The 24,365-nt window shown below is 36.1% G+C and carries 33 protein-coding genes; all 33 read left to right on the top strand.

What is annotated here, in order from left to right:
• The 33 genes from rpoB (at window position 1) to rplQ (ending at window position 24,360) form a co-directional block, all read left to right on the top strand.
• Window positions 1-4,080: a DNA-directed RNA polymerase subunit beta gene (gene rpoB / locus M9C82_04840; protein URQ73283.1), complete on the top strand. Its 4,080-nt coding sequence runs from the start codon at window positions 1-3 to the stop codon at window positions 4,078-4,080.
• Between the two features lie 3 nt (window positions 4,081-4,083).
• Complete coding sequence (rpoC, locus tag M9C82_04835; protein ID URQ73282.1) at window positions 4,084-8,235, top strand: DNA-directed RNA polymerase subunit beta'; 4,152 nt, start codon at window positions 4,084-4,086, stop codon at window positions 8,233-8,235.
• A 55-nt stretch (window positions 8,236-8,290) separates the two neighbouring features.
• On the top strand, window positions 8,291-8,662 hold the full coding sequence (rpsL, locus tag M9C82_04830) for a 30S ribosomal protein S12 (GenBank protein ID URQ73281.1): 372 nt from the start codon (window positions 8,291-8,293) through the stop codon (window positions 8,660-8,662).
• On the top strand, window positions 8,662-9,132 hold the full coding sequence (rpsG, locus tag M9C82_04825; GenBank protein URQ73280.1) for a 30S ribosomal protein S7: 471 nt from the start codon (window positions 8,662-8,664) through the stop codon (window positions 9,130-9,132). Before rpsL ends, rpsG begins: the two co-directional genes overlap by 1 nt.
• Before the next feature lie 8 nt (window positions 9,133-9,140).
• Window positions 9,141-11,255: an elongation factor G gene (gene fusA / locus M9C82_04820; GenBank protein URQ73279.1), complete on the top strand. Its 2,115-nt coding sequence runs from the start codon at window positions 9,141-9,143 to the stop codon at window positions 11,253-11,255.
• 114 nt (window positions 11,256-11,369) lie between these two features.
• Window positions 11,370-11,693, top strand: a complete 324-nt coding sequence (rpsJ, locus tag M9C82_04815; GenBank protein URQ73278.1) for a 30S ribosomal protein S10 — start codon at window positions 11,370-11,372, stop codon at window positions 11,691-11,693.
• Window positions 11,694-11,737: 44 nt separating this feature from the next.
• The gene (gene rplC, locus M9C82_04810) at window positions 11,738-12,343 is read left to right on the top strand and encodes a 50S ribosomal protein L3 (GenBank protein ID URQ74129.1); all 606 of its coding nucleotides are present in this window, start codon (window positions 11,738-11,740) and stop codon (window positions 12,341-12,343) included.
• Window positions 12,344-12,345: 2 nt separating this feature from the next.
• Complete coding sequence (gene rplD, locus M9C82_04805) at window positions 12,346-12,957, top strand: 50S ribosomal protein L4 (protein ID URQ73277.1); 612 nt, start codon at window positions 12,346-12,348, stop codon at window positions 12,955-12,957.
• Window positions 12,954-13,256 carry a 50S ribosomal protein L23 gene (rplW, locus tag M9C82_04800; GenBank protein URQ73276.1) on the top strand — a complete coding sequence of 101 codons (303 nt, stop codon included), beginning with the start codon at window positions 12,954-12,956 and terminating at the stop codon, window positions 13,254-13,256. Before rplD ends, rplW begins: the two co-directional genes overlap by 4 nt.
• A 2-nt stretch (window positions 13,257-13,258) precedes the next feature.
• The gene (gene rplB, locus M9C82_04795) at window positions 13,259-14,083 is read left to right on the top strand and encodes a 50S ribosomal protein L2 (protein ID URQ73275.1); all 825 of its coding nucleotides are present in this window, start codon (window positions 13,259-13,261) and stop codon (window positions 14,081-14,083) included.
• Window positions 14,083-14,352, top strand: coding sequence for a 30S ribosomal protein S19 (gene rpsS / locus M9C82_04790; protein ID URQ73274.1), 270 nt, complete (start codon window positions 14,083-14,085; stop codon window positions 14,350-14,352). Before rplB ends, rpsS begins: the two co-directional genes overlap by 1 nt.
• Before the next feature lies 1 nt (window position 14,353).
• Window positions 14,354-14,695, top strand: coding sequence for a 50S ribosomal protein L22 (gene rplV, locus M9C82_04785; GenBank protein ID URQ73273.1), 342 nt, complete (start codon window positions 14,354-14,356; stop codon window positions 14,693-14,695).
• Window positions 14,696-15,346, top strand: a complete 651-nt coding sequence (rpsC, locus tag M9C82_04780) for a 30S ribosomal protein S3 (protein URQ73272.1) — start codon at window positions 14,696-14,698, stop codon at window positions 15,344-15,346.
• A 2-nt stretch (window positions 15,347-15,348) separates the two neighbouring features.
• Window positions 15,349-15,762 carry a 50S ribosomal protein L16 gene (gene rplP, locus M9C82_04775; GenBank protein ID URQ73271.1) on the top strand — a complete coding sequence of 138 codons (414 nt, stop codon included), beginning with the start codon at window positions 15,349-15,351 and terminating at the stop codon, window positions 15,760-15,762.
• Entirely contained in the window at window positions 15,762-15,950 is a 189-nt protein-coding gene (rpmC, locus tag M9C82_04770; protein URQ73270.1) for a 50S ribosomal protein L29, read from the top strand. Before rplP ends, rpmC begins: the two co-directional genes overlap by 1 nt.
• A complete protein-coding gene (gene rpsQ / locus M9C82_04765; protein URQ73269.1) occupies window positions 15,943-16,206 on the top strand; it encodes a 30S ribosomal protein S17 in 264 nt (87 codons plus the stop codon). The genes rpmC and rpsQ overlap by 8 nt, the downstream gene beginning before the upstream one ends.
• Complete coding sequence (gene rplN / locus M9C82_04760) at window positions 16,203-16,571, top strand: 50S ribosomal protein L14 (protein ID URQ73268.1); 369 nt, start codon at window positions 16,203-16,205, stop codon at window positions 16,569-16,571. The genes rpsQ and rplN overlap by 4 nt, the downstream gene beginning before the upstream one ends.
• Entirely contained in the window at window positions 16,571-16,882 is a 312-nt protein-coding gene (rplX, locus tag M9C82_04755; protein ID URQ73267.1) for a 50S ribosomal protein L24, read from the top strand. Before rplN ends, rplX begins: the two co-directional genes overlap by 1 nt.
• Entirely contained in the window at window positions 16,879-17,427 is a 549-nt protein-coding gene (gene rplE, locus M9C82_04750) for a 50S ribosomal protein L5 (GenBank protein URQ73266.1), read from the top strand. The genes rplX and rplE overlap by 4 nt, the downstream gene beginning before the upstream one ends.
• A 7-nt stretch (window positions 17,428-17,434) precedes the next feature.
• Window positions 17,435-17,740 (top strand): 30S ribosomal protein S14, encoded by a 306-nt coding sequence (rpsN, locus tag M9C82_04745; protein URQ73265.1) that lies wholly within the window; start codon window positions 17,435-17,437, stop codon window positions 17,738-17,740.
• Window positions 17,741-17,756: 16 nt separating this feature from the next.
• Complete coding sequence (gene rpsH, locus M9C82_04740; GenBank protein ID URQ73264.1) at window positions 17,757-18,152, top strand: 30S ribosomal protein S8; 396 nt, start codon at window positions 17,757-17,759, stop codon at window positions 18,150-18,152.
• Between the two features lies 1 nt (window position 18,153).
• Complete coding sequence (gene rplF / locus M9C82_04735) at window positions 18,154-18,687, top strand: 50S ribosomal protein L6 (GenBank protein URQ73263.1); 534 nt, start codon at window positions 18,154-18,156, stop codon at window positions 18,685-18,687.
• Window positions 18,688-18,692: 5 nt separating this feature from the next.
• Window positions 18,693-19,043: a 50S ribosomal protein L18 gene (gene rplR / locus M9C82_04730; protein ID URQ73262.1), complete on the top strand. Its 351-nt coding sequence runs from the start codon at window positions 18,693-18,695 to the stop codon at window positions 19,041-19,043.
• 7 nt (window positions 19,044-19,050) lie between these two features.
• Window positions 19,051-19,536 carry a 30S ribosomal protein S5 gene (gene rpsE, locus M9C82_04725; protein ID URQ73261.1) on the top strand — a complete coding sequence of 162 codons (486 nt, stop codon included), beginning with the start codon at window positions 19,051-19,053 and terminating at the stop codon, window positions 19,534-19,536.
• A complete protein-coding gene (gene rpmD / locus M9C82_04720) occupies window positions 19,537-19,728 on the top strand; it encodes a 50S ribosomal protein L30 (GenBank protein ID URQ73260.1) in 192 nt (63 codons plus the stop codon).
• A 1-nt stretch (window position 19,729) separates the two neighbouring features.
• Window positions 19,730-20,158, top strand: a complete 429-nt coding sequence (rplO, locus tag M9C82_04715) for a 50S ribosomal protein L15 (protein ID URQ73259.1) — start codon at window positions 19,730-19,732, stop codon at window positions 20,156-20,158.
• A 1-nt stretch (window position 20,159) separates the two neighbouring features.
• Complete coding sequence (gene secY, locus M9C82_04710) at window positions 20,160-21,464, top strand: preprotein translocase subunit SecY (protein ID URQ73258.1); 1,305 nt, start codon at window positions 20,160-20,162, stop codon at window positions 21,462-21,464.
• 4 nt (window positions 21,465-21,468) lie between these two features.
• Window positions 21,469-21,585: a 50S ribosomal protein L36 gene (gene rpmJ, locus M9C82_04705; GenBank protein ID URQ73257.1), complete on the top strand. Its 117-nt coding sequence runs from the start codon at window positions 21,469-21,471 to the stop codon at window positions 21,583-21,585.
• The gene (rpsM, locus tag M9C82_04700; GenBank protein URQ73256.1) at window positions 21,585-21,941 is read left to right on the top strand and encodes a 30S ribosomal protein S13; all 357 of its coding nucleotides are present in this window, start codon (window positions 21,585-21,587) and stop codon (window positions 21,939-21,941) included. The genes rpmJ and rpsM overlap by 1 nt, the downstream gene beginning before the upstream one ends.
• Before the next feature lie 10 nt (window positions 21,942-21,951).
• A complete protein-coding gene (gene rpsK, locus M9C82_04695; GenBank protein ID URQ73255.1) occupies window positions 21,952-22,338 on the top strand; it encodes a 30S ribosomal protein S11 in 387 nt (128 codons plus the stop codon).
• Window positions 22,339-22,340: 2 nt separating this feature from the next.
• Window positions 22,341-22,961 carry a 30S ribosomal protein S4 gene (gene rpsD / locus M9C82_04690; GenBank protein ID URQ73254.1) on the top strand — a complete coding sequence of 207 codons (621 nt, stop codon included), beginning with the start codon at window positions 22,341-22,343 and terminating at the stop codon, window positions 22,959-22,961.
• A 20-nt stretch (window positions 22,962-22,981) separates the two neighbouring features.
• Window positions 22,982-23,974: a DNA-directed RNA polymerase subunit alpha gene (gene rpoA / locus M9C82_04685; GenBank protein URQ73253.1), complete on the top strand. Its 993-nt coding sequence runs from the start codon at window positions 22,982-22,984 to the stop codon at window positions 23,972-23,974.
• Window positions 23,974-24,360, top strand: a complete 387-nt coding sequence (rplQ, locus tag M9C82_04680) for a 50S ribosomal protein L17 (protein URQ73252.1) — start codon at window positions 23,974-23,976, stop codon at window positions 24,358-24,360. The genes rpoA and rplQ overlap by 1 nt, the downstream gene beginning before the upstream one ends.
• Window positions 24,361-24,365: the final 5 nt, after the last annotated feature.

Here is a 24,365-nt window from a genome sequence, read left to right as displayed (position 1 = left end):
ATGACTGAAAACTATTCATTTGCTGAAAAGAAAAGAATAAGAAAAAGCTTTGAAAAAATCTCTAGCGTAATGTCGCTCCCTGACATCCTAGAGATTCAAACAGATTCTTATAAACACTTCTTGCAAAGTGATATTGATTCAGAAAAAAGGAAAGACCAGGGCCTAGAGCAGGTTTTTAAATCAATATTTCCAATCGTAAGTGTCTCGGGTAATGCCAAAATAGATTATTTAAAATATGAATTAAGTGAACCCGAATTTGACGTATTTGAATGTCTTCCCAGGGGCAGAACTTATGAAGCTCCCTTGCATATCTGGTGCCGAATTACTTTCATTGATAAAACTACTGGAGAAGAGAACCTTAAAAGTGCAAGAGATGAAAAAGTATATATGGGCACTATGCCCTTAATGACTGAACATGGAACTTTCGTAATCAACGGTACTGAAAGAGTAGTTGTTTCTCAACTTCACAGATCGCCGGGATTAATTTTTGACCACGATAAAGGAAAAACCCATTCATCAGGGAAACTTTTGTATTCATCTAGAGTTATTCCTTACAGAGGTTCTTGGTTAGACTTTGAGTTTGATCATAAGGATTTGATCTACATAAGAATAGATAGAAGAAGAAAGCTTTACGCTTCAATTTTACTTAAGAGTTTAGGTATGACACCTAAGGAGATTCTAGATATCTTTTATGAAAAAGAATCTTATACTTTGAATAAAAATGGGCTATATAGTCTTTCTTTGAATTCACAAAAACTAGTGGGAAGATTAGCACCAGTAGATATTCTGGCTAAAGATAAAAGTGTAATCATTGAATTAGGTAAGAGAATAACTGCCAGGCATATTAGACTAATAGAGTCTAATAAAATTAAATCTTTAGATCTCCCTAAAGAGGCTTTAGTAGGCCTTTCGCTTGCTGAAGATATTATTGACGAAACAACTGGAGAAATTATTTTTTCCTGCAATGCCCTAATTGATACCGACATGCTTGAAAAATTGGAAGAATTAAAAATCAAGCAAATAAATACTCTATACATTAACGAGCTTGAATCTGGTCCTTACATTTCAGAGACTTTGAGATCTGATACAACTGCTACAAATCTTGAAGCCTTAGCAGAAATATACAGGATGATGCGTCCTGGAGAGCCGCCTACGAAAGAAGCTGCCACTCTTCTATTTGAAAATTTATTTTTTAATGCAGACAAATATGATTTGTCCGATGTGGGCAGGATGAAGTTCAACAAGAGATTAGGTAAGGAAGACCTTATCGGAGAAGGAGTTCTTACTAAAGATGACATCATCGATGTTTTGAAAACTCTTGTTGATATTAGAAACGGAAAGCAAAACTGTGATGACATCGATCATCTTGGAAACAGAAGAATTAGATCTGTTGGTGAAATGGTCTCCAATCAGGTGCGAGTAGGTCTCTTGAGGGTTGAAAGGGCAGTTAGAGAACGTTTGAATGTTGCAGAAGCGGAGGGATTTGGTCCTGCTGAATTAATCAATGCAAAACCAGTAACTGCTGCTATCAATGAATTTTTTGGATCAAGTCAATTATCCCAATTTATGGACCAAAACAATCCTCTGTCAGAAGTTACTCACAAAAGAAGAGTTTCTGCACTAGGTCCTGGTGGCTTAACTAGAGAAAGAGCAGGTTTTGAGGTCAGAGATGTTCACCCCACTCACTATGGAAGAGTTTGTCCCATTGAAACTCCTGAAGGTCCAAATATTGGTCTTATAAATTCTTTGTCAGTGTATGCGAGAGTTAATGACTTCGGATTTATTGAGACGCCTTATAGAGAGATAATCAACGGAAAGGTATCAGAGAACATCAAGTACATATCTGCGATCGAAGAGGGCGAATTTGTCATTGCCCAGGCTAGTGCTGTCCTTGATAAGAATAATAAATTTGTAGAAGAACTTGTTCCTGTTAGATACAGAAATGAATTTGAATTAGTTACTCCTGATAGAGTCGATTTAATGGATGTTTCACCTCAACAAGTCGTTTCCATTGCAGCAGCATTGATACCATTTCTCGAGCATGACGACGCAAATAGGGCGTTGATGGGCTCAAATATGATGAGGCAAGCGGTACCAACACTATCTACCGAAACTCCATTAGTAGGAACTGGTATGGAAAGAACTGTGGCTAGAAATTCTGGAGACTGTGTGATAGCTAAAAATGCTGGAATTATTGAAAAGGTAGACTCCGGAAGAATTGTTGTTAGGAAAAATTTGAAAGATATTTCTGGCACAGGTTCTGCTGTAGATATTTATAACCTTATCAAGTACACCAGATCTAATCAGAATACTTGCATAAATCAAAAACCCATCGTCTCGGAGGGAGATAGAGTTTCTAAAGGCGATATATTGGCTGATGGATCATCAATAGATCTAGGTGAATTAGCCTTGGGACAAAATATAAAAATAGCATTCATGCCATGGCATGGATATAACTTTGAAGATTCAATTTTAATTTCCGACCGCCTCGTTCAAGAAGACAAATTAACTAGTATTCATATTGTAGAAGAAACCTGTACGTCAAGAGACACAAAGCTTGGACCAGATGAAATAACCGCAGATATTCCAAATGTGGGTGATTCTGCTTTATCTAAATTAGACGAATGTGGAATTGTTCATATCGGAGCTGAAGTAAACGCAGGCGACATACTTGTTGGGAAAGTAACTCCAAAAGGAGAAACCCAACTTTCTCCAGAAGAAAAACTTCTGAGAGCAATATTTGGAGAAAAAGCGTCTGACGTTAAAGATACTTCTTTGAGGGTGAAATCTGGACAAGATGGAACAGTTATCGATGTTAAAATTTTTACTAGAGAAGGCTTGGATAAAAATTCTCGAGCTCAAGTAATTGAATCTATTTCCTTGTCAGAAATCCAAAAAGACATAGACCAAGAATTATCAATCGTCACAATGGCTACATTGAATTCTTTGAAAACTTCTATTGTGGGAAAACAAATAGTAAGTGCTAAGGGTTTAGAAAAAGGCAGCAAAATTGAAGATTCTTTTTTGTCAGATCTTCCTCCTTCTGAATGGTTTAAATTGAGGATGAAGGATGAGTCGTTAAATGATGATATTAAAGAAGCAAAGGATAAATTAAAAAAATACGAAGAAGACTTAAAGAAAAAATTCGACGACAAAAAGAAGAAAATAATATCTGGAGATGATTTGCCGCCAGGAGTTCAACAAGTAATCAAGGTTTATTTAGCAGTTAAAAGAAGAATTCAGCCAGGAGACAAATTGGCTGGTCGTCATGGTAACAAAGGCGTAATTTCAGTAATTATGCCGGTGGAGGATATGCCATATGACGAGAAAGGTGAGCCGGTAGATATTGTTTTGAACCCCCTCGGCGTTCCATCTAGAATGAATGTTGGTCAACTAATGGAGACACATCTTGGATGGGCTTCCAAAGAACTTGGAAAAAAAATCGGAGAATTGATTGATTCCACAAACATTAAAGAAGCTAGAGAATTCGTGAACAAAGTTTATTCTTCTGTCGGAAGAGAAGAAGACCTTGATAAGCTAAATGAAAAAGAATTTAAAGAACTTTGCAATAACTTGAAATCTGGTGTTCCTATGGCTACTCCGGTATTTGATGGGGCCTCTGAAAAAGAAATAAAAGCTATGCTAGATTTAGCAGGGCTTCCTGCTTCAGGTCAAACAACTCTTTATGATGGAAGAACTGGGGACGCTTTTGAAAGACCAGTAACTATTGGATACATGTATATGCTTAAACTCAATCACTTAATAGAAGATAAGATGCATGCAAGATCAACTGGTTCCTACAGCTTAGTGACTCAACAACCATTAGGTGGAAAAGCACAGTTTGGTGGCCAAAGACTTGGAGAGATGGAGGTTTGGGCTCTTGAGGCCTATGGAGCTGCTCACACGTTACAAGAAATGCTAACAGTAAAATCTGATGATGTATCGGGAAGAACAAAAGTTTACAAAAACATTGTGGATGGAAATCATGAAATGGAAGCCGGAATTCCAGAATCCTATAACGTTTTGACTAAAGAAATAAGATCTCTAGGAATAGACATAGATTTTGAAGAGGTAAACTAATTTATGAAAGACTTATTAAAACTATTCAATCAAGATCAATCCGATAATTTCAATTCTATTAAAGCCGGATTAGCTTCGGCACAACAAATCAGATCTTGGTCTTATGGTGAGGTAAAAAAACCAGAAACAATAAATTACAGAACTTTCAAGCCAGAAAGAGATGGTTTATTTTGCGCAAAGATTTTCGGTCCTGTAAAAGACTACGAATGTATTTGTGGAAAGTACAAGAGAATGAAACACAGAGGAGTTGTCTGTGAAAAATGTGGAGTCGAAGTAACACTTGCAAAAGTCAGAAGAGAAAGAATGGGGCATATCGAATTAGCAGCCCCTGTAGCGCACATATGGTTTCTAAAATCTTTACCTTCAAGGATCTCATTGCTTCTAGACATGACCTTAAGGGAGATAGAAAGAATATTATATTTCGAATCTTTTGTAGTTACCGATCCTGGTATGACAGATTTAGAAAAAGGTCAAATTCTTGATGAAGAAGAATACTTTGAAGCTTTAGAAAATTATGGTGAAGAGTTTTCAGCTGGAATGGGCGCTGAATCTGTGAAAATTCTTCTTTCAGAAATGAATTTAGAGGAAGAAATAAGTGAAGTCGTTTCTCAAATAGAAGGAACAAATAGTGAAGCCAAGATAAAGAAACTGTCTAAAAGACTAAAAATTCTTAAAGGTTTTTTATCATCTAGTAACAAACCAGAATGGATGATTTTAGATGTTCTACCGGTGTTGCCACCAGATCTAAGACCTTTAGTTCCTCTCGAAGGAGGAAGATTTGCAACCTCTGACCTTAATGATCTATATAGGAGAGTTATAAATAGAAATAACAGGTTAAAAAGATTATTAGAGCTCAGTGCGCCCGAAATAATTGTTCGAAATGAAAAAAGAATGTTACAAGAATCTGTCGATGCTCTTTTAGACAACGGAAGAAGAGGAAGAGCAATTACCGGGTCAAACAAACGCCCCTTAAAATCATTATCTGACATGATCAAAGGCAAACAAGGAAGATTTAGACAAAACCTTTTAGGCAAAAGGGTTGATTACTCAGGTAGATCAGTAATTGTTGTCGGGCCAACTTTAAAGCTTCATCAATGTGGGTTGCCAAAAAAAATGGCTCTAGAACTCTTCAAGCCATTTGTGTTTGGAAGACTTCAGAATATGGAGCTTGCTACCACCATTAAAGGTGCTAAGAGAATGGTCGAAAGAGAAGAACCAGTTGTTTGGGACATTTTGGCTGAAGTTATCAGAGAGCATCCTATTCTTTTGAACAGAGCGCCTACACTTCACCGCCTTGGAATCCAAGCTTTTGAACCCACTCTTATTGAGGGGAAAGCAATCCAGCTCCATCCTCTGGTTTGTAAAGCCTACAATGCTGACTTTGATGGAGATCAAATGGCGGTACATGTCCCCTTAACTTTAGAATCTCAATTAGAGTGTCGAGCGCTAATGATGGCAAGTAATAACATTCTATCACCTTCAAATGGGAGGCCTATTATTGATCCTTCTCAAGATGTCGTTCTAGGTATTTATTACATGACAAAGTCTAAATTAAACTCTTTGGGAGAAGGCTCTATATTTGCTGATGTCGATGAAGTCAAAAGAGCTTACGACTCTAAACAAGTAGATTTACAAGCAATTATAAAATGCAGAATAGATAATTCTGATGGGACCACAGATCTAGTTGAAACTACTGTTGGTAGAACAATATTATGGGGGGTAGTTCCTAAAGAAATTCCTTTCGAAAAAGTTAATAAGCCTCTAAATAGCAAAGCAATTTCAGATCTTATAAACACTTCCTATAGATACTCTGGTTTAAAAGCAACAGTGATCTTTTCAGACAAGATAAAAAATCTTGGCTACGATTACTCAACAATTTCTGGCTCGTCAATTTGTGTTGAGGATTGTGTTATACCTGATAATAAAGAAACGATTATTTCTCAAGCACAAAACGAGGTTAAAGAAATAGAGGCTCAATACTCTTCTGGCTTGGTCACCCAAGGGGAAAAATACAATAAAGTTATAGATATTTGGTCCAGAGCAAATGAAGCTGTTGCCAGTTCTTTGATGGAAACTATTTCTAAAGATAAAGTTACAAATTCAGAAGGAGATGAAGTTGACGAAGACTCTTTCAATTCAGTCTTTATGTATTTAGATTCTGGGGCAAGAAGTTCTCCCGCCCAAGTTAGACAACTTGCAGGCATGAGGGGGCTTATGGCTAAACCAGACGGCTCAATAATTGAAACGCCTATAACAGCTAACTTTAGAGAAGGGCTTACAGTGCTTCAATATTTCACTTCTACTCATGGGGCAAGAAAGGGCTTGGCCGATACCGCATTAAAGACAGCAAACTCAGGATACCTTACAAGACGTCTTGTAGATGTAGCACAGGATTTAGTTATCAGGGAATATGATTGTGGAACCAAAGAGGGTTTAGAATTAAGAACTATAATCGATGGAGGAGAAGTAGTTCAATCGCTGAGTGAGAGAATATTAGGAAGAGTTTTGGCTCAAGATATTAAATCGAAAGACGGAGAGCTAAAAATTTCTAAAGGAACTTTAATTGACGAAGAACTAGCAGAAAAAATTGAGCATCATAAGATAAATTATGCTTTGGTTAGATCTGCTATAACTTGCGAAACAAGCTTTGGAATTTGTTCAATGTGTTACGGAAGAGATCTCGGAAGAGGAAACTTAGTAGATCCTGGAGAGGCGGTAGGAATTGTAGCCGCACAATCCATAGGAGAGCCTGGCACACAACTAACTATGAGAACCTTCCATATAGGCGGCGCGGCTTCAAGAGCTTCTGAAAACGATAAGATAGAAGTTAAATTTGACGGGTTAGTAAAATATAAAAATATCAGCTCCGTAACAAATAAAGATAAAAACGAAGTATGTATTTCTAGATCTGCAGAAATACTCTTGCTTGATGAAAATGATTTTGAGAAAGAAAGATACAAACTTCCTTATGGCGCAACTATTAATGTAAAAGATGGAGCAAAAGTTAAAGCTGGAGAGATTTTAGCTAGATGGGATCCTCTAAACCATCCAATAATTTCTGAAGTAAAAGGAAAAGCAAAACTCTTGGAAATGGAAAATGGAATCTCGGTTAGGGTTGTTCAAGATGAGCTCACTGGCTTAAGCAGCATGGAAGTTCTTGATGCAGGAGAAAGAACTTCAGCAGGAAAAGATTTAACTCCTACAATTTCTATTGTTGATGGAAAGGGTAACGAAGTTCTTCTTCCAAATGGTAAAAGGCCTGCTAATTATGTTCTTGAACAAAAGTCACTGGTTAATGTTTCAGATGCTGAAGCTATAAATGTGGGAGATGTTTTAGCTAGAATTCCTAAAGAGTCGTCGAAAACAAGGGACATAACTGGTGGACTTCCAAGGGTTGCTGATCTCTTCGAAGCGAGAAAACCAAAAGAAGTTGCTATTCTTGCAGAGTTAACTGGAGTGGTATCCTGGGGTAAAGAGACTAAAGGAAAAAGAAGACTAATAATTACAGGCAAAGAATCCGGAGAAGAGGTTGTAAGTGAAACTTTAATTCCTAAAACCAGAAGTATTAACGTTTTCGAAGGTGAAACCGTAAATAAAGGTGACGTCATTAGTGAAGGCTCTTTGAGCCCACATGATATCTTATCGTTAAAAGGTGTAACCGAGTTGACTGATTATGTTGTAAACGAAATTCAGGACGTATACAGACTACAAGGTGTTGAAATAAGTGATAAACACATCGAATGTATTCTCAGACAAATGTTACGAAAAGTTGAAGTCACAGAATCCGGAGATTCTGATCTCATAATAGGTGATCAAGTAGAATTCTCAGAAGTTGTTAAAGTTAATAAAAAACTTTTAGCTGAAGGCAGTGCTCCTGCAAAATTTAATAGATTATTACTTGGTATCACAAAAGCTTCTTTAGCAACTGAGTCATTTATTTCAGCCGCATCCTTTCAAGAAACTACTCGCGTCTTAACTGAGGCAGCTGTAACTGGGAAAGTTGATAAGCTCAGAGGGCTCAAAGAAAATGTAGTTATTGGTAGGCTTGTTCCTTCTGGAACAGGATATAACGTTGATGCAAATGAAGAAATAGATGTTGCAGATCTTGAGTCTGAAATTTCAGAAGCTATGAACTCTGAAGAAGAGTCATCTTAATTAGTACAATTTTATTGACCTGAATAGAAAGCAACTTTAAAATCGCATCATTTTTATGGCAACTATCAATCAACTTATAAAGAAACCTAGGAAAATCAAGAAGGCAAAAAGTGATGTTCCTGCTTTAGGTGGATCTCCCCAGAAAAGAGGAGTTTGTACAAGGGTATATACTACTACTCCAAAGAAACCTAATTCAGCATTAAGAAAAGTTTGCAAAGTAAGACTGACTTCTGGGTATGAAGTTATCTCTTACATTGGTGGAGAAGGCCATAATCTTCAAGAACATTCTGTAGTTTTACTTAGAGGAGGAAGAGTTAAAGATCTTCCAGGGGTCAGATACCACACTGTTAGAGGAACTCTTGATACTACGGGTGTTGAAGATAGAAAACAAAGAAGATCTAAATATGGGTCTAAAAAACCAAAATAATGCCAAGAAAAGGACCGATTCCAAAAAGAGAAATTTTACCTGACCCAAAATATGGTAATTTAAAGCTCTCTAAATTTATTAACAACCTCATGGAAAGAGGAAAAAAAAGTACTGCCGAGAAAATAATATATTCTGCGCTAGAAGAAATATCTAACAAAGCCAAAAGAGATCCTTTAGAAATATTTGAAGAAGCTCTTGATAATGTTGGCCCGCAAGTAGAAGTAAAATCTAGACGAGTTGGAGGAGCGACATATCAAGTTCCTCTTGAAGTTAAGACATCAAGAAAAATGGCATTAGCAATGCGTTGGTTAGTTACCAGCGCAAAAAATAGGTCAGAAAAGAATATGTCTTCAAAATTGGCAAATGAATTGCTTGAAGCTTCCGAAGGAAAAGGAGAGGCCGTAAAAAAGAGACAAGATACTCATAAAATGGCTGAAGCGAATAAAGCTTTTTCTCATTTCAGATTTTAATATTTATCATGGCCGGTAGAAATTTCCCTCTAGACTTATATCGCAACATAGGAATTTGCGCTCACGTTGATGCTGGAAAAACTACCACCACTGAAAGAGTTCTTTTTTACACTGGGATTTCTCATAAAATTGGCGAGGTTCATGATGGTGCTGCAACCATGGACTGGATGGAGCAAGAACAAGAAAGAGGAATAACAATTACCTCTGCAGCAACAACGTGTTTTTGGAAAGGCATGAGACAAAATTTTCAAGAGCACAGAATTAATATAATTGATACTCCTGGACATGTTGATTTCACTATTGAAGTAGAAAGATCTCTTAGAGTTCTTGATGGGGCTGTTGTAGTGTTCTGCGGGAGTTCCGGCGTAGAGCCACAGTCAGAAACTGTTTGGAGACAAGCAAATCGCTATAAAGTTCCAAGAATATGTTTCGTAAATAAAATGGATAGAGCTGGAGCTGATTTTGAAAGAGTCGTTGACCAAATTAAAAATAGATTAGGCGCTTCCCCTGTAGCAATTCAATTGCCAATAGGAGCCGAAGACGATTTTTCGGGGATTATAGATTTAATAAAAATGAAAGCTCTTTACTGGGATGGGGATGATAAAGGTACAAGTTACAAAGAAGAAGAGATTCCAGATAATTTAATAGAGAAAGCAAAGAAATACCGAGAAGACATGCTTGAGTCAGCTGCCGAAGCAAATGAAGAACTAATGGAGAAATATTTAAATGATGGCGATTTGTCTGAGGAAGATATACATAAGGGCTTAAGAGAGAGAACACTCTCAAACGAAATAGTAGTATGTATCTGTGGTTCCGCATTTAAAAATAAAGGTGTTCAACCAATGCTTGATTCTGTTATTCAGTATCTTCCTGCGCCAACTGAAGTGGAAGCGATTCAAGGAGTTTTAGAAGATGGAGAAACTGTAGAATCTAGAAATTCTGACGATGATGAACCCTTTTCTGCTTTGGCTTTTAAAATTGCGACCGATCCATTTGTCGGAACGCTTACCTTTATAAGGGTTTACTCTGGAGTTTTGACTCAAGGAGACTCGGTTTTTGCTTCATCTAAAAGTTCTAAGGAACGAGTTGGAAGAATGCTTCAAATGCATGCAAATAATAGAGAGGAAATTTCTGAAGTAAGAGCAGGAGATATTGCTGCAATAATTGGACTTAAAGATGTGACAACAGGGGACACATTATGTGATTTGAAAAAAACAATTATTTTAGAAAAAATGACATTTCCTGAGCCAGTCATATCAGTTGCTGTTGAACCGAAAACAAAATCTGATCAGGAAAAGATGGGATTGGCACTAGGAAGGTTATCTCAAGAGGATCCATCTTTTCGAGTAAATACTGATGAAGAATCTGGACAAACCATTATATCTGGTATGGGAGAACTTCATTTAGAAGTCTTAGTAGACAGAATGAAGAGAGAATTCGACGTTGAAGCTAATATCGGAAAGCCTCAAGTTGCCTATCGAGAGTCTATTAGAGAAAGTGTGGAGTCAGAAGGAAAGTTTGTTAGACAATCAGGAGGTAAAGGACAATATGGTCATGTTTGGTTAAAAATTGAACCCCTTGAAGATAATGAAAAAGAAGACGAAAAAGAAGTCTTCCAGTTTGTTAATAAAATTGTTGGAGGAACAATCCCTAGGGAATTCATTCCAGCTGTTGAAAAGGGAGCAAAAGAGCAGATGCAATCAGGAATTATTGCCGGGTATCCTTTGATAGACGTTAAAGTGACTGTTTATGATGGTTCTTTTCATGATGTTGATTCAAGTGAAATTGCTTTCAAAGTTGCATCATCTATGGCTCTCAAAGATGGAGCTCTAAAGGCTAAACCTGCGCTTTTAGAACCTATAATGAAGCTGGAGGTTGTTACTCCTGAAGAATACATGGGAGATGTTGTTGGAGACCTAAATAGAAGAAGAGGAATAGTTAATGGCATGACTGACGTGCACGCAGGAAAAGTTCTAGATGGGGAAGTCCCGTTAGCTGAAATGTTTGGCTATGCTACTGACTTAAGATCAGCAACTCAGGGTAGAGCAACTTTCACTATGGAACCATTGAAATATTCAGAAGTTCCTACAAACGTAGCTGAAGCTATTATTAGTAAAACGTAAGATATTATCTGTTGACACAATCCCTCTGCCCCAATAGAATTGCGGCTCTTTGTGCTTTTTATTAATTAAAAAGCTAAGTTCTTTAACAATTTTGTATTTTTATAGAGGTATATTTTGCAAAACCAAAATATCAGAATTAGGCTTAAAGCCTTCGATAATAAGCTGATTGATAAATCGGCTAAGGAAATAGTTGAAACTGTAAAAAGGACCGGTGCAATCATAAAAGGACCAATTCCAATGCCTGTAAGAAAAAGACTCACTACAATTCTTATCTCTCCTCACAAAGATAAAGATGCTAGAGATCAATACGAAATTAGAACTTATAAAAGAATTATGGATATTATCAAGCCGACAGAAAAAACTGTAGATGCTTTGATGAAATTGGATTTATCTGCAGGTGTAGATGTTCAAATATCCTTAGACGAATTAACTAAATAATTTAGGTATTTAAAGTGATTGGTTTAATTGCAACTAAAGAGGGAATGACAAGAGTATTTCACGAAAATGGTGAATCCATTCCTGTCAGTGTTATCAAGGTTGACCCAAATATTGTTTCTCAGATCAAGAATGAAGAAACTGATGGGTATTCCGCAGTTCAATTGTCTTCAAATGATCGAAAAGAAAAAAAAGTCATAAAACCCAACAAAGGTCATTTTAGTAAAAATAACATCAACACAAAAAATAACATTCACGAGTTTAGAGTTACACCAGATAGTCTTGCTGAGATAGAAATTGGAAAAGAATTTTCTGTAAATAACTTTGAGGAAGGCCAGTTTGTAGACGTGTCTGGGCTTTCTAAAGGTAAAGGTTTTGCTGGAACTGTTAAAAGATGGAATTTTGCTACTCAAGATGCAACTCATGGAAATTCTTTAGCTCATAGAAAACCCGGCTCTATTGGACAATGCCAAACCCCTGGAAGAGTTTGGAAAGGAAAAAAAATGTCTGGTCATTTGGGTAATGTAAATAAAACAATACAAAATCTGAAAATTGTAAAGATTGATGAAGAAAATAAACTGATTCTTGTTAAAGGATCGATTCCTGGGCCTTCTGGCTCAAAAATAATTATCAAACCCGCGATAAAAAAATAGATATGGAATTGCCAGTAATTAACTCAAAAAATAAGACTTTGCCTGTTTCTGATGTTTTGTTTAATCAAAACGTAAATGAAAATCTAATTTCTCAATTACTTAATTCATACATAGATAACAGTCACCAAGGAACTAAAGCACAAAAAAATAGATCTCAAGTAAGCGGGGGAGGAAAAAAACCTTGGAGGCAAAAAGGAACTGGGAGAGCAAGAGCTGGCACATCAAGAAGTCCTATCTGGAAAGGCGGAGGAGTAACGTTTGCAGCCAGATCTAAGTCTTCGGAACCTAAAAAAATTAACAGAAAAATGTATAAATCAGCTATGAGGTCAATTCTTTCAAATCTAGCAAAGGAAAATAAAATATTTATCTCTCAAGATTTGGAACTAGCATCCCCAAAAACTAAAGAACTTTCTTTGAAACTCAAAGAAATAGGTTTTGAGAAAGGTCTCATAATTTATAAAGAGTTGAGCGATAATATGAGATTAGCTAGTAGAAATATTGCTGACCTAGAAGTTATCGGAATTAATTCTTTAAATCCTATTTCGCTTCTTAAGAACAATTCAATTTTAATTGATAATGATTGCCTTAAGAATTTAGAGGAGCTATATACATGAGCAACCTTTATCCTAATCAAGTTATTTTTTCGGGGCATATGACTGAAAAAGCCTCCCTCGTAGGACAATTCGCAAATGCTTACGTGTTTAAAGTAAGTCCAAAAGCCTCAAAAATTGAAGTAAAAAAAGCGGTGGAAGAAGAATTCAAAGTAACTGTCAATAAGGTAAATATTCTCAATGTTAAAGGGAAGATAAAAAGAAGTATGACAGCTAAAGGGAAAATTTCAAAAAAATCTAATTGGAAAAAGGCTTATGTAGCTTTGAAAGAAGGAGACAGAATAGAAATATCTCAAGATTAGTTATGGCAGTAATAAAGGCAAAACCCACCTCTCCCGGAAGAAGATTTAGAAGCATTTCTTCCAATCCTGACCTATATAAAGGAAGATCTTATCAACCTTTGACCGAACCTAACTTAAAGTCTGGCGGCAGAAATAACGCTGGTAGAATCACTACCAGACACATTGGAGGTGGTCACAAACACCACTATAGAATCATTGATTTTAAAAGGGATAAAGACAGCATTCCCGCCAAAATTGAAAGATTAGAGTATGACCCAAATAGATCAGCCCATATTGCTTTAGTTTTATATGCAGATGGGGAGAGAAGATATGTTATCGCTCCTAAAAATATACAAGTAGGAGACGAAATTATTTCAGGAAGTTCAGCTCCGATTAGTATTGGCAACTCTTTAGAATTAGATAACATTCCCGTCGGCACAACTATCCACTGTGTTGAATTGAAGCCGAAAAAAGGAGCTCAAGTTGCAAGAAGCGCTGGATCTTCTGTCCAGTACGTTGCTAAAGATGCTGGGTATGCTTCTTTAAGGTTAAAAAGTGGGGAGGTCCGAAAAGTTTTAACTTCTTGTAGGGCTACGATTGGAGAGGTTTCAAATTCAGAACATTCTCTCAAGTCAATTGGTAAAGCTGGAGCAAAAAGATGGATGGGTATTCGTCCAACCGTAAGAGGAGTGGCTATGAATCCTGTAGATCATCCTCATGGTGGAGGTGAAGGAAGAACTTCGGGAGGCAGGCATCCTGTTTCTCCTTGGGGAACTCCTACAAAAGGTTTTAGAACTAGAAATAATAAAAGAACTGACTCTTTTATCATCAGAAGGAGGAAGAAGTAATGCCTAGATCAATTAAAAAAGGTCCTTTTGTAGATCATCATCTTTTAGACAAAGTTGTTAAAGCTTCCTCAAATAATGACAGGAAACCTATTAAAACTTGGTCAAGAAGGTCATTAATTATTCCTGAGATGGTTGGCTTAACAATATCTGTCCATAACGGAAGGGATCACGTCCCTCTTTCCATCAAAGAAGACATGGTTGGGCATAAATTAGGAGAATTTGTTCTCACAAGAACTTTCAAAATGCATTCTGGAGATAGGAAAACTTAAAATGAATGAAGTAAAAGCTAAATTAAGTCGTCTACCAGTATCTAGCTTCAAAGTTAGATTGCTTGCAGATCAAATAAGAGGAAAGTTTGTTTCAGAAGCTTTAGATATTCTTAATTTTAGTAAAAAATCTTCTTCTAAGAATCTAAAAAAACTTTTAGAGTCTGCAATAGCCAATGCAGAACATAATAATGGTTTAGATATTGATAATCTTTTTATATCTGAGATTTCAGTAGATGATGCTTTTTTGCTTAAAAGAATAAGACCCAGAGCAAGAGGAAGGGCGGATAGGATTCAAAAAAGATCATGTCATATTAATCTATCGCTTAACACGAGAGGAATTTAAATGGGACAGAAAGTAAATCCAATTGGAATCAGGTTAGGCATTTCTAGAGATCATAATTCAGTTTGGTATGCAGAAAAAAATAAATACCAAAAACTACTTCTAAACGACTTCTTAGTTCGTGAGTTTTTAAAGAAACGATTAGATAATGCTTTCGTGAGTAAGATTGAAATCGAAAGACCCTCTGAGAGCGCTAAAGTTTCAATTCATACCTCTCGACCAGGGATGATAATTGGAAAAAAAGGCGAAGACATAGATAAGTTAAGAGCTGAGCTCTCTGAGCTTATGGAAGTTCCAGTAAGTCTAAATATCAAAGAAATTAGAAAGCCCGATTTAGACGCTCAACTAGTTGCGGCTAACATAGCAGTGCAATTAGAAAAAAGGGCAATGTTTAGAAGAGTTATTAAAAGAGCTGCACAAAATTGTACAAGACAAGGCGCTTTAGGTGTAAAAGTGAGAGTTTCAGGCAGATTAGGTGGAGCTGAAATTGCAAGAGCTGAATGGCATAAGGAAGGAAGAGTGCCATTACATACTTTAAAAGCTGATATAGATTATGGTTTTGCTGAAGCTAAAACCACCTATGGAATAATCGGCGTTAAAGTTTGGATTTGCAGAGGCGAAGTTCAAAAAAAGAAAAATTCAATCACTGATTAAATATGTTTCAACCTAAACGAACAAAATTTAGAAAACAAATGAAGGGTAGAAATACAGGCCTTTCTCATAAATCAAATACGCTTGATTTCGGTGCTTTTGGCTTAAAAGCCACATCAAGAGGTCAAATCACTTCAAGACAAATTGAAGCAGCTAGGAGAGCAATGACTAGACATGTAAAGAGAGGGGCTCAAATTTGGATAAGAATTTTTCCAGACAAACCTATTACAAAAAAACCTTTGGAGGTCAGGCAGGGAAAAGGAAAAGGTAATGTTGAGTATTACGTAGCTCCAATAAAACCTGGAAAAATTCTTTATGAAATGGAAGGAGTAGATGAGGAAGTTGCAAGAGAAGCTTTCGCTCTAGCTGCCGCTAAGCTTCCAATTGCCACAAAATTTATTGCAAGGAAATCAATCTAATGGCTAAAAAAAATATAGATAAAAACGCGCAAGAATTGAAGAAGTTGAACAAAACGTATTTCGATCTAAAGATGAAACACTCAAGTTCTGCTCTTAAAGAAACTCATAAGCTATCCGAAGCTAGAAAAGATATAGCAAGAATCAAAACTCAAATTAATCAAGATAAGAGGTCTTTAGAAAATGAATGATGTTAAAAGAACAATGACTGGTTCAGTTATTAGTTTATCAGGCGATAAGTCCAGAGTTGCTCTTATTCAAAGAACAGTTAAACATAAGTTAGTTGGAAAAATTATGAAACGTTCTTCCAAAATTAGGTTTCATGATGAGCAAAATTCTTCAAAATTAGGTGACAAAGTAAAAATTAAAGAGACCAGGCCAATTTCTAAAACTAAGTCATGGGAATTGGTTGAGATTGTGAAGTCTGCTAAAGGAGATATTTCGTGATACAAGCACAATCGAGGCTTTTAGTTGCAGACAATAGTGGCGCAAGGGAAGTTATGTGCATAAAAGTACTTGGCGGGTCTAAGAGAAGATATGCTCATGTTGGCGATGTAATTAAAGTTGCAATTAAAGAGGCGATTCCTACTGGAAGAGTAAAAAAAGGACAAGTTGCAGACGCAGTTATTGTAAGAACAAAAAAAAATATAAAACGAGAAGATGGATCGAGTATTAAATTTGATGACAATGCTGCTGTATTAATCAATGCTCAGAAACAACCAATAGGAACTCGAATTTTCGGACCAGTTTCTAGAGAACTCAGGTCTAAAGACTTTATGAAAATTATTTCTTTAGCTCCGGAGGTAATTTAATGAACAAGTTAAAAACAGGCGACGAAGTGATTATTATCTCCGGAAAGGATAAGGGTAAAACCGGAACTCTTACTAAATTTTTAGCAAAAGATAGATGTATTGTAATGGGATTAAAAATAGTAAAAAAACATCAAAAACCTAATCCCCAGTTAAATATTGCTGGAGGAATCATAGAAAAAGAATCTCCGATTCACATTTCTAATGTGGCCATTTACAACAAAAAATTAAAGAAAGCAGATAAGGTAAAAATTTATTCTGATGAAAAAGGAAAGAAGAGAATATTTAAATCTGATGGTAAAGAAATCAAATGAATACTTCAATGATTAAAAAAACCTTTTTGGAAGAAGCGATTCCTAATCTATTGAAAGAGTTAAACCTCAAATCGCCTATGGCCGTGCCAAAAATAACTAAGGTTACGTTGAACATGGGTCTTGGGCCTGATGCTATGAACGATAGGAAAGTTTTAGATGGAGCCATGGAGGAATTAAAATTAATTTCTGGCCAACAGCCTATAAAAACTTTAGCAAGAAAATCAGTAGCCAGTTTCAAATTAAGAGAGGGGTTCCCAATAGGTTGCAAAGTGACTTTGAGAGGAGAGAGAATGTATGAGTTTTTAGATAGATTATTGGGCATAGCTATTCCTAGAGAAAGAGATTTTAGAGGCTTGGATACCAAATCATTTGACGGTAAGGGTAATTATTCTATTGGAATTAAAGAACACATAATTTTTCCTGAAATAGATTACGACAAGGTTCAAAAAATAAGAGGCTTAGATATAAGTATTACAACTTCGGCAGAAACCGATGAAGCAGGCTTAAAACTTTTGTCTGCTTTAAAGTTTCCTTTTAAAACTTGAGGTAAACATGGCAAAAAAATCTATGATCGCACGTGAAAACAAAAGACTAAAAATGGTGGAAAAGTTTTCAAAAAAAAGAATTGAACTTAAATCTATCATAAATGACATTTCAAAAACAGAAGAAGAAAAAGATATAGCAATGAAAAAATTACAAAAACTTCCTAGAGATGCAAGCCCAGTTAGACTTCAAAGAAGATGTCAAATAACAGGAAGACCTCATGCGGTCTATAGAAAATTTGGGTTATCTAGAAATAAACTTAGAGAACTAGCTATGAAAGGTGATGTTCCTGGATTGGTAAAGGCAAGTTGGTAAAAATAAGGAGATAAATATGAGTTTACAAGATCCTATTTCAGACATGATTTCAAGAATTAAAAACGCTCAATCTAGAGGGCATGCAAAAGTTTCTTTTGGGTCATCAAAACTTAAAAGAGCTATATGTGAAGTTTTGCTTGATGAAGGTTTCATTAAGAAATCCGAAGTAACAGGAGATTTGCCAAAACAAGAAATCGAAATAACTCTTAAGTACTTCGAGGATAAACCTGTAATTAAAGAATTCAATAGAGAAAGTAAACCTGGCTTGAGAAAATATTTCTCGAGCCAAGATATTCCCGCTATTAAAGGAGGCCTTGGAATAGGAATTCTTACTACTTCTAAAGGAGTATTAACTGACAAACAAGCTAAGACTCAAAATATTGGCGGCGAGCTAATTTGTACAATTTTTTAATATGGCTAGAAACTCTAAAAGAAAAATTAATTTTACTGAAGGTGTTAAAGCTGAAGTGAAAGGGCAAGTTGTAACTTTTTCAGGAAAAAAAGGCGTTATGGATCTTAATGTTCATGAACAGGTTTCTATAGAGTCAAACGAGGAATTTATACTATTTTCTCCGAATGTTGACTCTAAAGAATCAATTACGTTGGCAAGTACTATGAGATCTCTTGCTGAGAATATTATAGAAGGGATATCAAAAGGTTTTGAAAAAAAATTAGAAATCAATGGAGTCGGATATAGGGTAAAAGTTAGTGGTACTAAAATAGAACTTTCTTTGGGTTATTCTCATCCAGTTAATTATGATTTGCCTGAGGGCGTCTCTGCAGAAGCTCCATCTCAAACAGAGCTAGTTTTAACTTCCCCTAACAAACAACTTTTAGGGGATGTAGCGTCTAAAATTAGATCTTTTAGGCCCCCTGAACCTTATAAAGGAAAGGGTGTTAAGTATTCCGACGAAAGAATCATAAGAAAAGAATCAAAGAAAGCGTAATTATTATGTCGAAGAAAATAGAATCAAGAAATAGAAGGACAAAAAAGTTAAGGGCCCATGCTATTAATTTAAAAACAAACAGGCTGACCGTTTTTAGATCCGGCAAACATATTTATGCACAAGTTTTTTCATTGGATGGCAAAGAAGTTTTGGTACAGGCTTCTACTTTGGATAAAGAAGTAGATTTAAAAAGTACCGGCAATATTGACGCTGCTCTTAAAGTAGGAGAAGTTATAGGCAAGAGGGCTTTAGCCAAAGGGATAGAAAAAGTTGCGTTTGACAGATCAGGTTACAAATACCACGGACGCGTTAAATCTTTAGCCGAAGGAGCACGAGCTTCAGGATTAAAATTTTAGGTAAATTATGGAAGAAAATATTGAACAACAATCTGGCGAAGCATTAGAAGAAAAACTCGTAGGTGTTAACCGTGTTGCTAAAGTAGTTAAAGGTGGAAGGATCTTTGGATTTACTGCTTTAACTGTAGTGGGCGATGGAAAAGGTAAAGTAGGATTTGGAAGAGGAAAGGCTAGGGAGGTTCCTATTGCGATACAAAAAGCTTTGGAAAACGCTAGACGAAATATTTCAAATATAGAGTTAAATGGCAGCACGATTCATTATGCAGTCAAAGCTAGGCATGGATCAGCAACGGTATATATGCAACCCGCATCTCCTGGGACAGGAATTATCGCTGGCGGTGCAATGAGAGCAGTTTTAGAGTTGGCAGGAGTAAAAGATGTATTGGCTAAATCATATGGTTCTACAAATCCAATTAATGTCGTAAGGGCAACATTTAAAGGTTTAGCTAGTATTGAATCTCCCGCCAAAGTAAGTATAAGGAGATCAAAGTAAATGACTAAAAAGGACAACAGAACAATTAAGGTTAAACAAGTTAGAAGTTTGTCCGGCATAAGAGAGATTCATAAAAAATCCGTTAAGGGGTTGGGACTAAGAAAAATTAATCATGTTGTAGAAGTTAAGAATTCCCCAGAAAACTGGGGAATGATTAATAAAGTTAAACATGTTGTGAAAATTGTTGACTAGTATGAGTTTAAATAAAATAAAATCAATTCAATCAAATAAATCTGCTAAGCGAATTGGAAGAGGTTCAGCTTCAGGTTCAGGTAAAACTTCTGGTAGAGGCCATAAAGGACAAAAGGCTAGGTCTGGAGGGAAAGTGAGACCTGGCTTTGAAGGCGGTCAAATGCCTATTCAGCAAAGATTACCAAAATTTGGATTCACTTCAAGACAGGCTCCTCTAAAATGTCATATCAAAGTGGGCGATTTAGAAAAAATTGGATCCGAAGAAATTGACATTGAGTTATTAAAATCCAAAAAAATTATCAAAAATAAAATTTCTGAAGTAAAAGTTATATCCGGTGGAAATTTAACTAAGCCTCTAAAACTTAAAGGACTCAAAGTCTCAAAATCTGTAAAAGAATTGATAGCAAATAATGGCGGTGAAATAAATTAATATGGCTGCTTTAGGGTTTAAATCAGATGGGCTTAAAGAACTTTGGTCGAGACTAAGGTTTGTTTTATTAGCTATTATTATTTATAGAATCGGAACCCACATTCCAGTTCCTGGTATAGATCCTTTAAAAATTTCCTCTCTTTTTGATCAAAATCAAGGAACGCTTCTTGGTTTGTTTAATATGTTTTCTGGCGGAGCCTTAGAGAGAATGAGTATTATGGCTTTAAATGTAGTTCCATACATAACAGCTGCAATTGTTATGAACTTACTTGAAGCAACTACACCCAGCCTTAAAAAACTTTTCAGACAGGAAGGTGAATCGGGCAGACGGAAAAGAACTGCTTACGTAAGGTTAGGCACCCTTGTACTTGCTATTTTTCAATCTACTGGATTTGCTATTGCTTTATCTTCACAGGCCATGGCTGTAACTCCAGGTTTAGGATTCATCATTACAGCTGTAATTTCTTTTGTAACAGGAACCATGTTTCTTGTATGGCTTGGAGAACAAGTTAACGAAAGAGGGATAGGAAATGGTATTTCTTTAATTATATTTGCTAGTATTGTTTCTGGACTTCCTAGCGCTATTGGACAATCCTTCGAAGCTTCTAGGCAAGGAGAAATAAGTTTAATTTTACTTCTTTTGATTGCTTTATTCGCAATTTTAGCAATCGCTTTCATAGTTTGGATTGAAAGGGCTCAAAGAAGGATAACTGTTAATTATGCAAGACGTGCGCCTAATCAAATGAACATGGGGCAGGCATCTCATTTACCTCTTAAGGTAAATATGGCTGGAGTAATACCTGCAATTTTTGCTAGCAGCTTGGTTTTATTTCCTGCTTCTATGAGTTCCTGGTTTGGTCAAAATGACGGTTTTGAGTGGCTTCAGGAAGTCTCTTTAGCTTTAAGTCCTGGCCAGCCTTTGTATGTCGTAGTTTTTGCAGTGTTGATTGCGTATTTTTGCTTTTTTTACACCGCTATCCAGTTTCCCGCGAAAGATATATCTGACAACTTAAAAAGATCAGGAGGTTTTTTACCAGGAATCAGGCCGGGCGACCACACTGTAGATTATATAGATAATGTTATGTCCAGATTAACTATATGGGGTTCAATGTACATGATTGTAATTTGTTTAGCTCCACAATTTTTAATTGTATCTGCAAATGCTCCTTTTTACCTTGGAGGAACTTCATTATTAATTGCAGTAGTAGTGGTAATGGACTTCATGGCTCAGGTACAATCACATCTTTTATCAAGCCAGTATCAATCTCTAATGAAGAAGGCAAACCTTAAAGGTTATAAAAGGTAATGACATGAAAGTAAGAGCTTCAGTGAAGAAAATTTGTAAAGACTGCAAATTAATTAAAAGAAGAGGGGTAAATTATGTAATTTGTCCATCAGACCCAAAACATAAACAGAGACAAGGATAATGGCTAGAGTTGCAGGTATAAATATTCCAGACAGAAAGCAAACTTGGATTTCGCTGACTCATATTTATGGTATTGGAAGAACAACCGCATTAAAGATTTGTGCTTCTACCGGTATCAATTACGATACTAAAATCGAAGCTTTAAACGAAGAAGATATTGAAAAACTAAGGAAAGCGGTTTCAGAATTCTTGGTAGAAGGAGATTTAAGAAGAGAAATTAGTACAAATATTAAAAGGTTGATGGATCTTGGAACGAATAGAGGGATTAGACACAGAAAAAGACTTCCTGTCAGAGGTCAGAGAACTAAAACAAACGCTAGAACCAGGAAGGGACCAAGAAAACCAATTAGAAGATAGGTAATTAAATATGGTGAATAAAAATACAAAAGCAAAAAAGTCTAAAATGGTATCAAATGAGGGAGTAGCTCATATTCTAGCTACTTTTAATAACACCATAATAAATATTACTGATAAACAAGGTAACACCATTGCGTGGTCTAGCTCAGGAGCTAACGGATTCAAAGGTTCTAGAAAAAGTACTCCTTTTGCAGCGCAAATTGCAGCCGGAAAGGCAGGCGAAGCAGCTAGGGCTTTGGGTATGACTACAGTTGAAGTAGAGGTGTCAGGTCCGGGCTCGGGAAGAGAATCTGCAGTAAGAGCTTTGAATGGTTGCGGTTTAAAAATTACAAAAATTTCTGATGTAACCCCAATTCCTCACAATGGATGTCGCCCCCCTAAAAAAAGGAGAGTGTAATAATGGCAAGATATATAGGTCCAAAAAATAAGCTTTCAAGAAGAGAAGGAACAGACTTATTTTTAAAAAGTGGCTATAGATCCTATGATTCAAAAATAAGATCAGAAAATCCTCCAGGCGCTCATGGAGCTAGAAGGACAAGACTTTCCGACTTTGGAGTTCAGCTCAGAGAAAAACAAAAAGTCAAAAGAATATATGGCGTACTGGAAAGACAATTCAGAAATTATTACAAACTGGCTGCTCGTCAAAAAGGGGAAACAGGAACAAATTTATTAATATTCCTTGAATCTAGATTAGATAATTTAGTATACAGAATGGGATTTGCCGCTACAAGATCTGAAGCAAGACAGTTAGTAGTGCATAAAGCTATTTTAGTAAACGATTCAATGGTAAATGTTCCTTCGTTTTTGGTTCAAGAGGGAGATAAAATCTCTCTTAGCGAAAAAGGAAAAAATCAAAAAAGAGTTGTTCAGGCAATGGACTTATTCACTACTCGTGAGACTTGTGATTGGATTACTGTCAATCACAAAGATTTTTCCGGAACGTTTGATGCACAGCCAACCAGAGAATTACTAAGCAATGAAATTAATGAAAATTACATTGTAGAGCTCTATTCAAGATAACATTTTAAACTGAGGTAAATATGACTGATAACTTTGATGCTATAAAAGATTTTCTCACCCCAAAAGAGATTTTAGTTGAGGAAATTGATGTAAATCATTCAAAAATAATACTAGAACCTCTCGAAAGGGGATTTGGTCACACTTTAGGGAATGCCTTAAGGAGAATAATTCTTTCCTCTACCCCAGGAGCAGCTGTAGTAGAAGCAAAAATTGATGGAGTTTTGCATGATTATTCAACAATAGATGGAATAAAAGAAGATGTAATAAATATTCTTTTAAATCTAAAAGGGATGAGTGTAAAACTTTTAGATCAAGAGGAAGCTGAAATGACGGTAGAAAAATCAGGCGCTGGAGATCTAACAGCTGGTGATTTTGATCTGCCTGCAGGTGTAGAGGTCGTAAATCCAGATCATAAAATTGCTACATTGGCTGATAATGGAAAAATTAATATGACTATCAGAGTAAGAAAAGGAAGAGGGTATGTTCCAGTAGATAATTCAGCAGCCCTCACAGGAGAAAATAAAGAAATTGGTTTGCTAAAACTCGATGCCTCGTACTCACCGATAAAAACAGTTTCATATGAAGTAGACAACACAAGGGTTGAGAACAGAACCGACTTAGATAAATTAACTTTAGACGTTCAAACAAACGGCACAATTGATCCTGAAGAAATTTTAAGGTTAGCTGCAACTATTCTTCAACGACAACTAATGGCATTTGCGGAATTAGGTTTCGAAACGGAAGAAGAAGAGGAGGACGAAACTCCACCTGTAGATCCAATCATGTTGAGACCTGTTGATGAACTTGAATTAACAGTAAGATCAGCAAACTGTCTTAAAGTAGAAAAAATACACTATATAGGTGATTTGGTTTCGAGGAGAGAATCTGACTTACTCAAAACGCCTAATTTAGGTAGAAAATCTTTGAACGAGATTAAAGACGTTCTGGCAGCTAGAGGTTTAGCCTTAGGATTAGAACTAGATAATTGGCCACCATCAAATATTGAAAATTAATGAGACATCTTAAAACCGGGCGAAAATTCGGAAGAAATAGTGCTACTAGGAAGGCCTTATTCAAAGACCTTTCAATTTCTCTAATTGAACATGAGGCAATAAAAACGACTTTACCTAAAGCAAAAGAATTAAGAGGGTTTTTAGAGCCTCTCATAACTCTTGCGAAAACTGATTCCCTTTCTAATAGAAGATTGGCTTTTTCTAAAATTAGAAATAAAAGTGCCGTTGGAAAGCTTTTTTCAGTTATAGGCCCAAGGTTTAAGGAACGTCCTGGAGGTTATTTGCGAATTATCAAGATGACGCCTAGAGCCGGAGACGCAGCTCCAATGGCATTTATAGAATTAGTAAGTAGAACTGAGCAAGAAAACAAAGAGGAAGCCAAATAATTATT

It is taken from the genome of SAR86 cluster bacterium (assembly GCA_023703675.1).
In the GTDB taxonomy this organism is placed as follows: Bacteria; Pseudomonadota; Gammaproteobacteria; order Magnimaribacterales; family AG-339-G14; genus AG-339-G14.
Note: the sequence above shows the minus strand (reverse complement) of the source record. Positions and strands in the feature narration are given on the sequence as shown.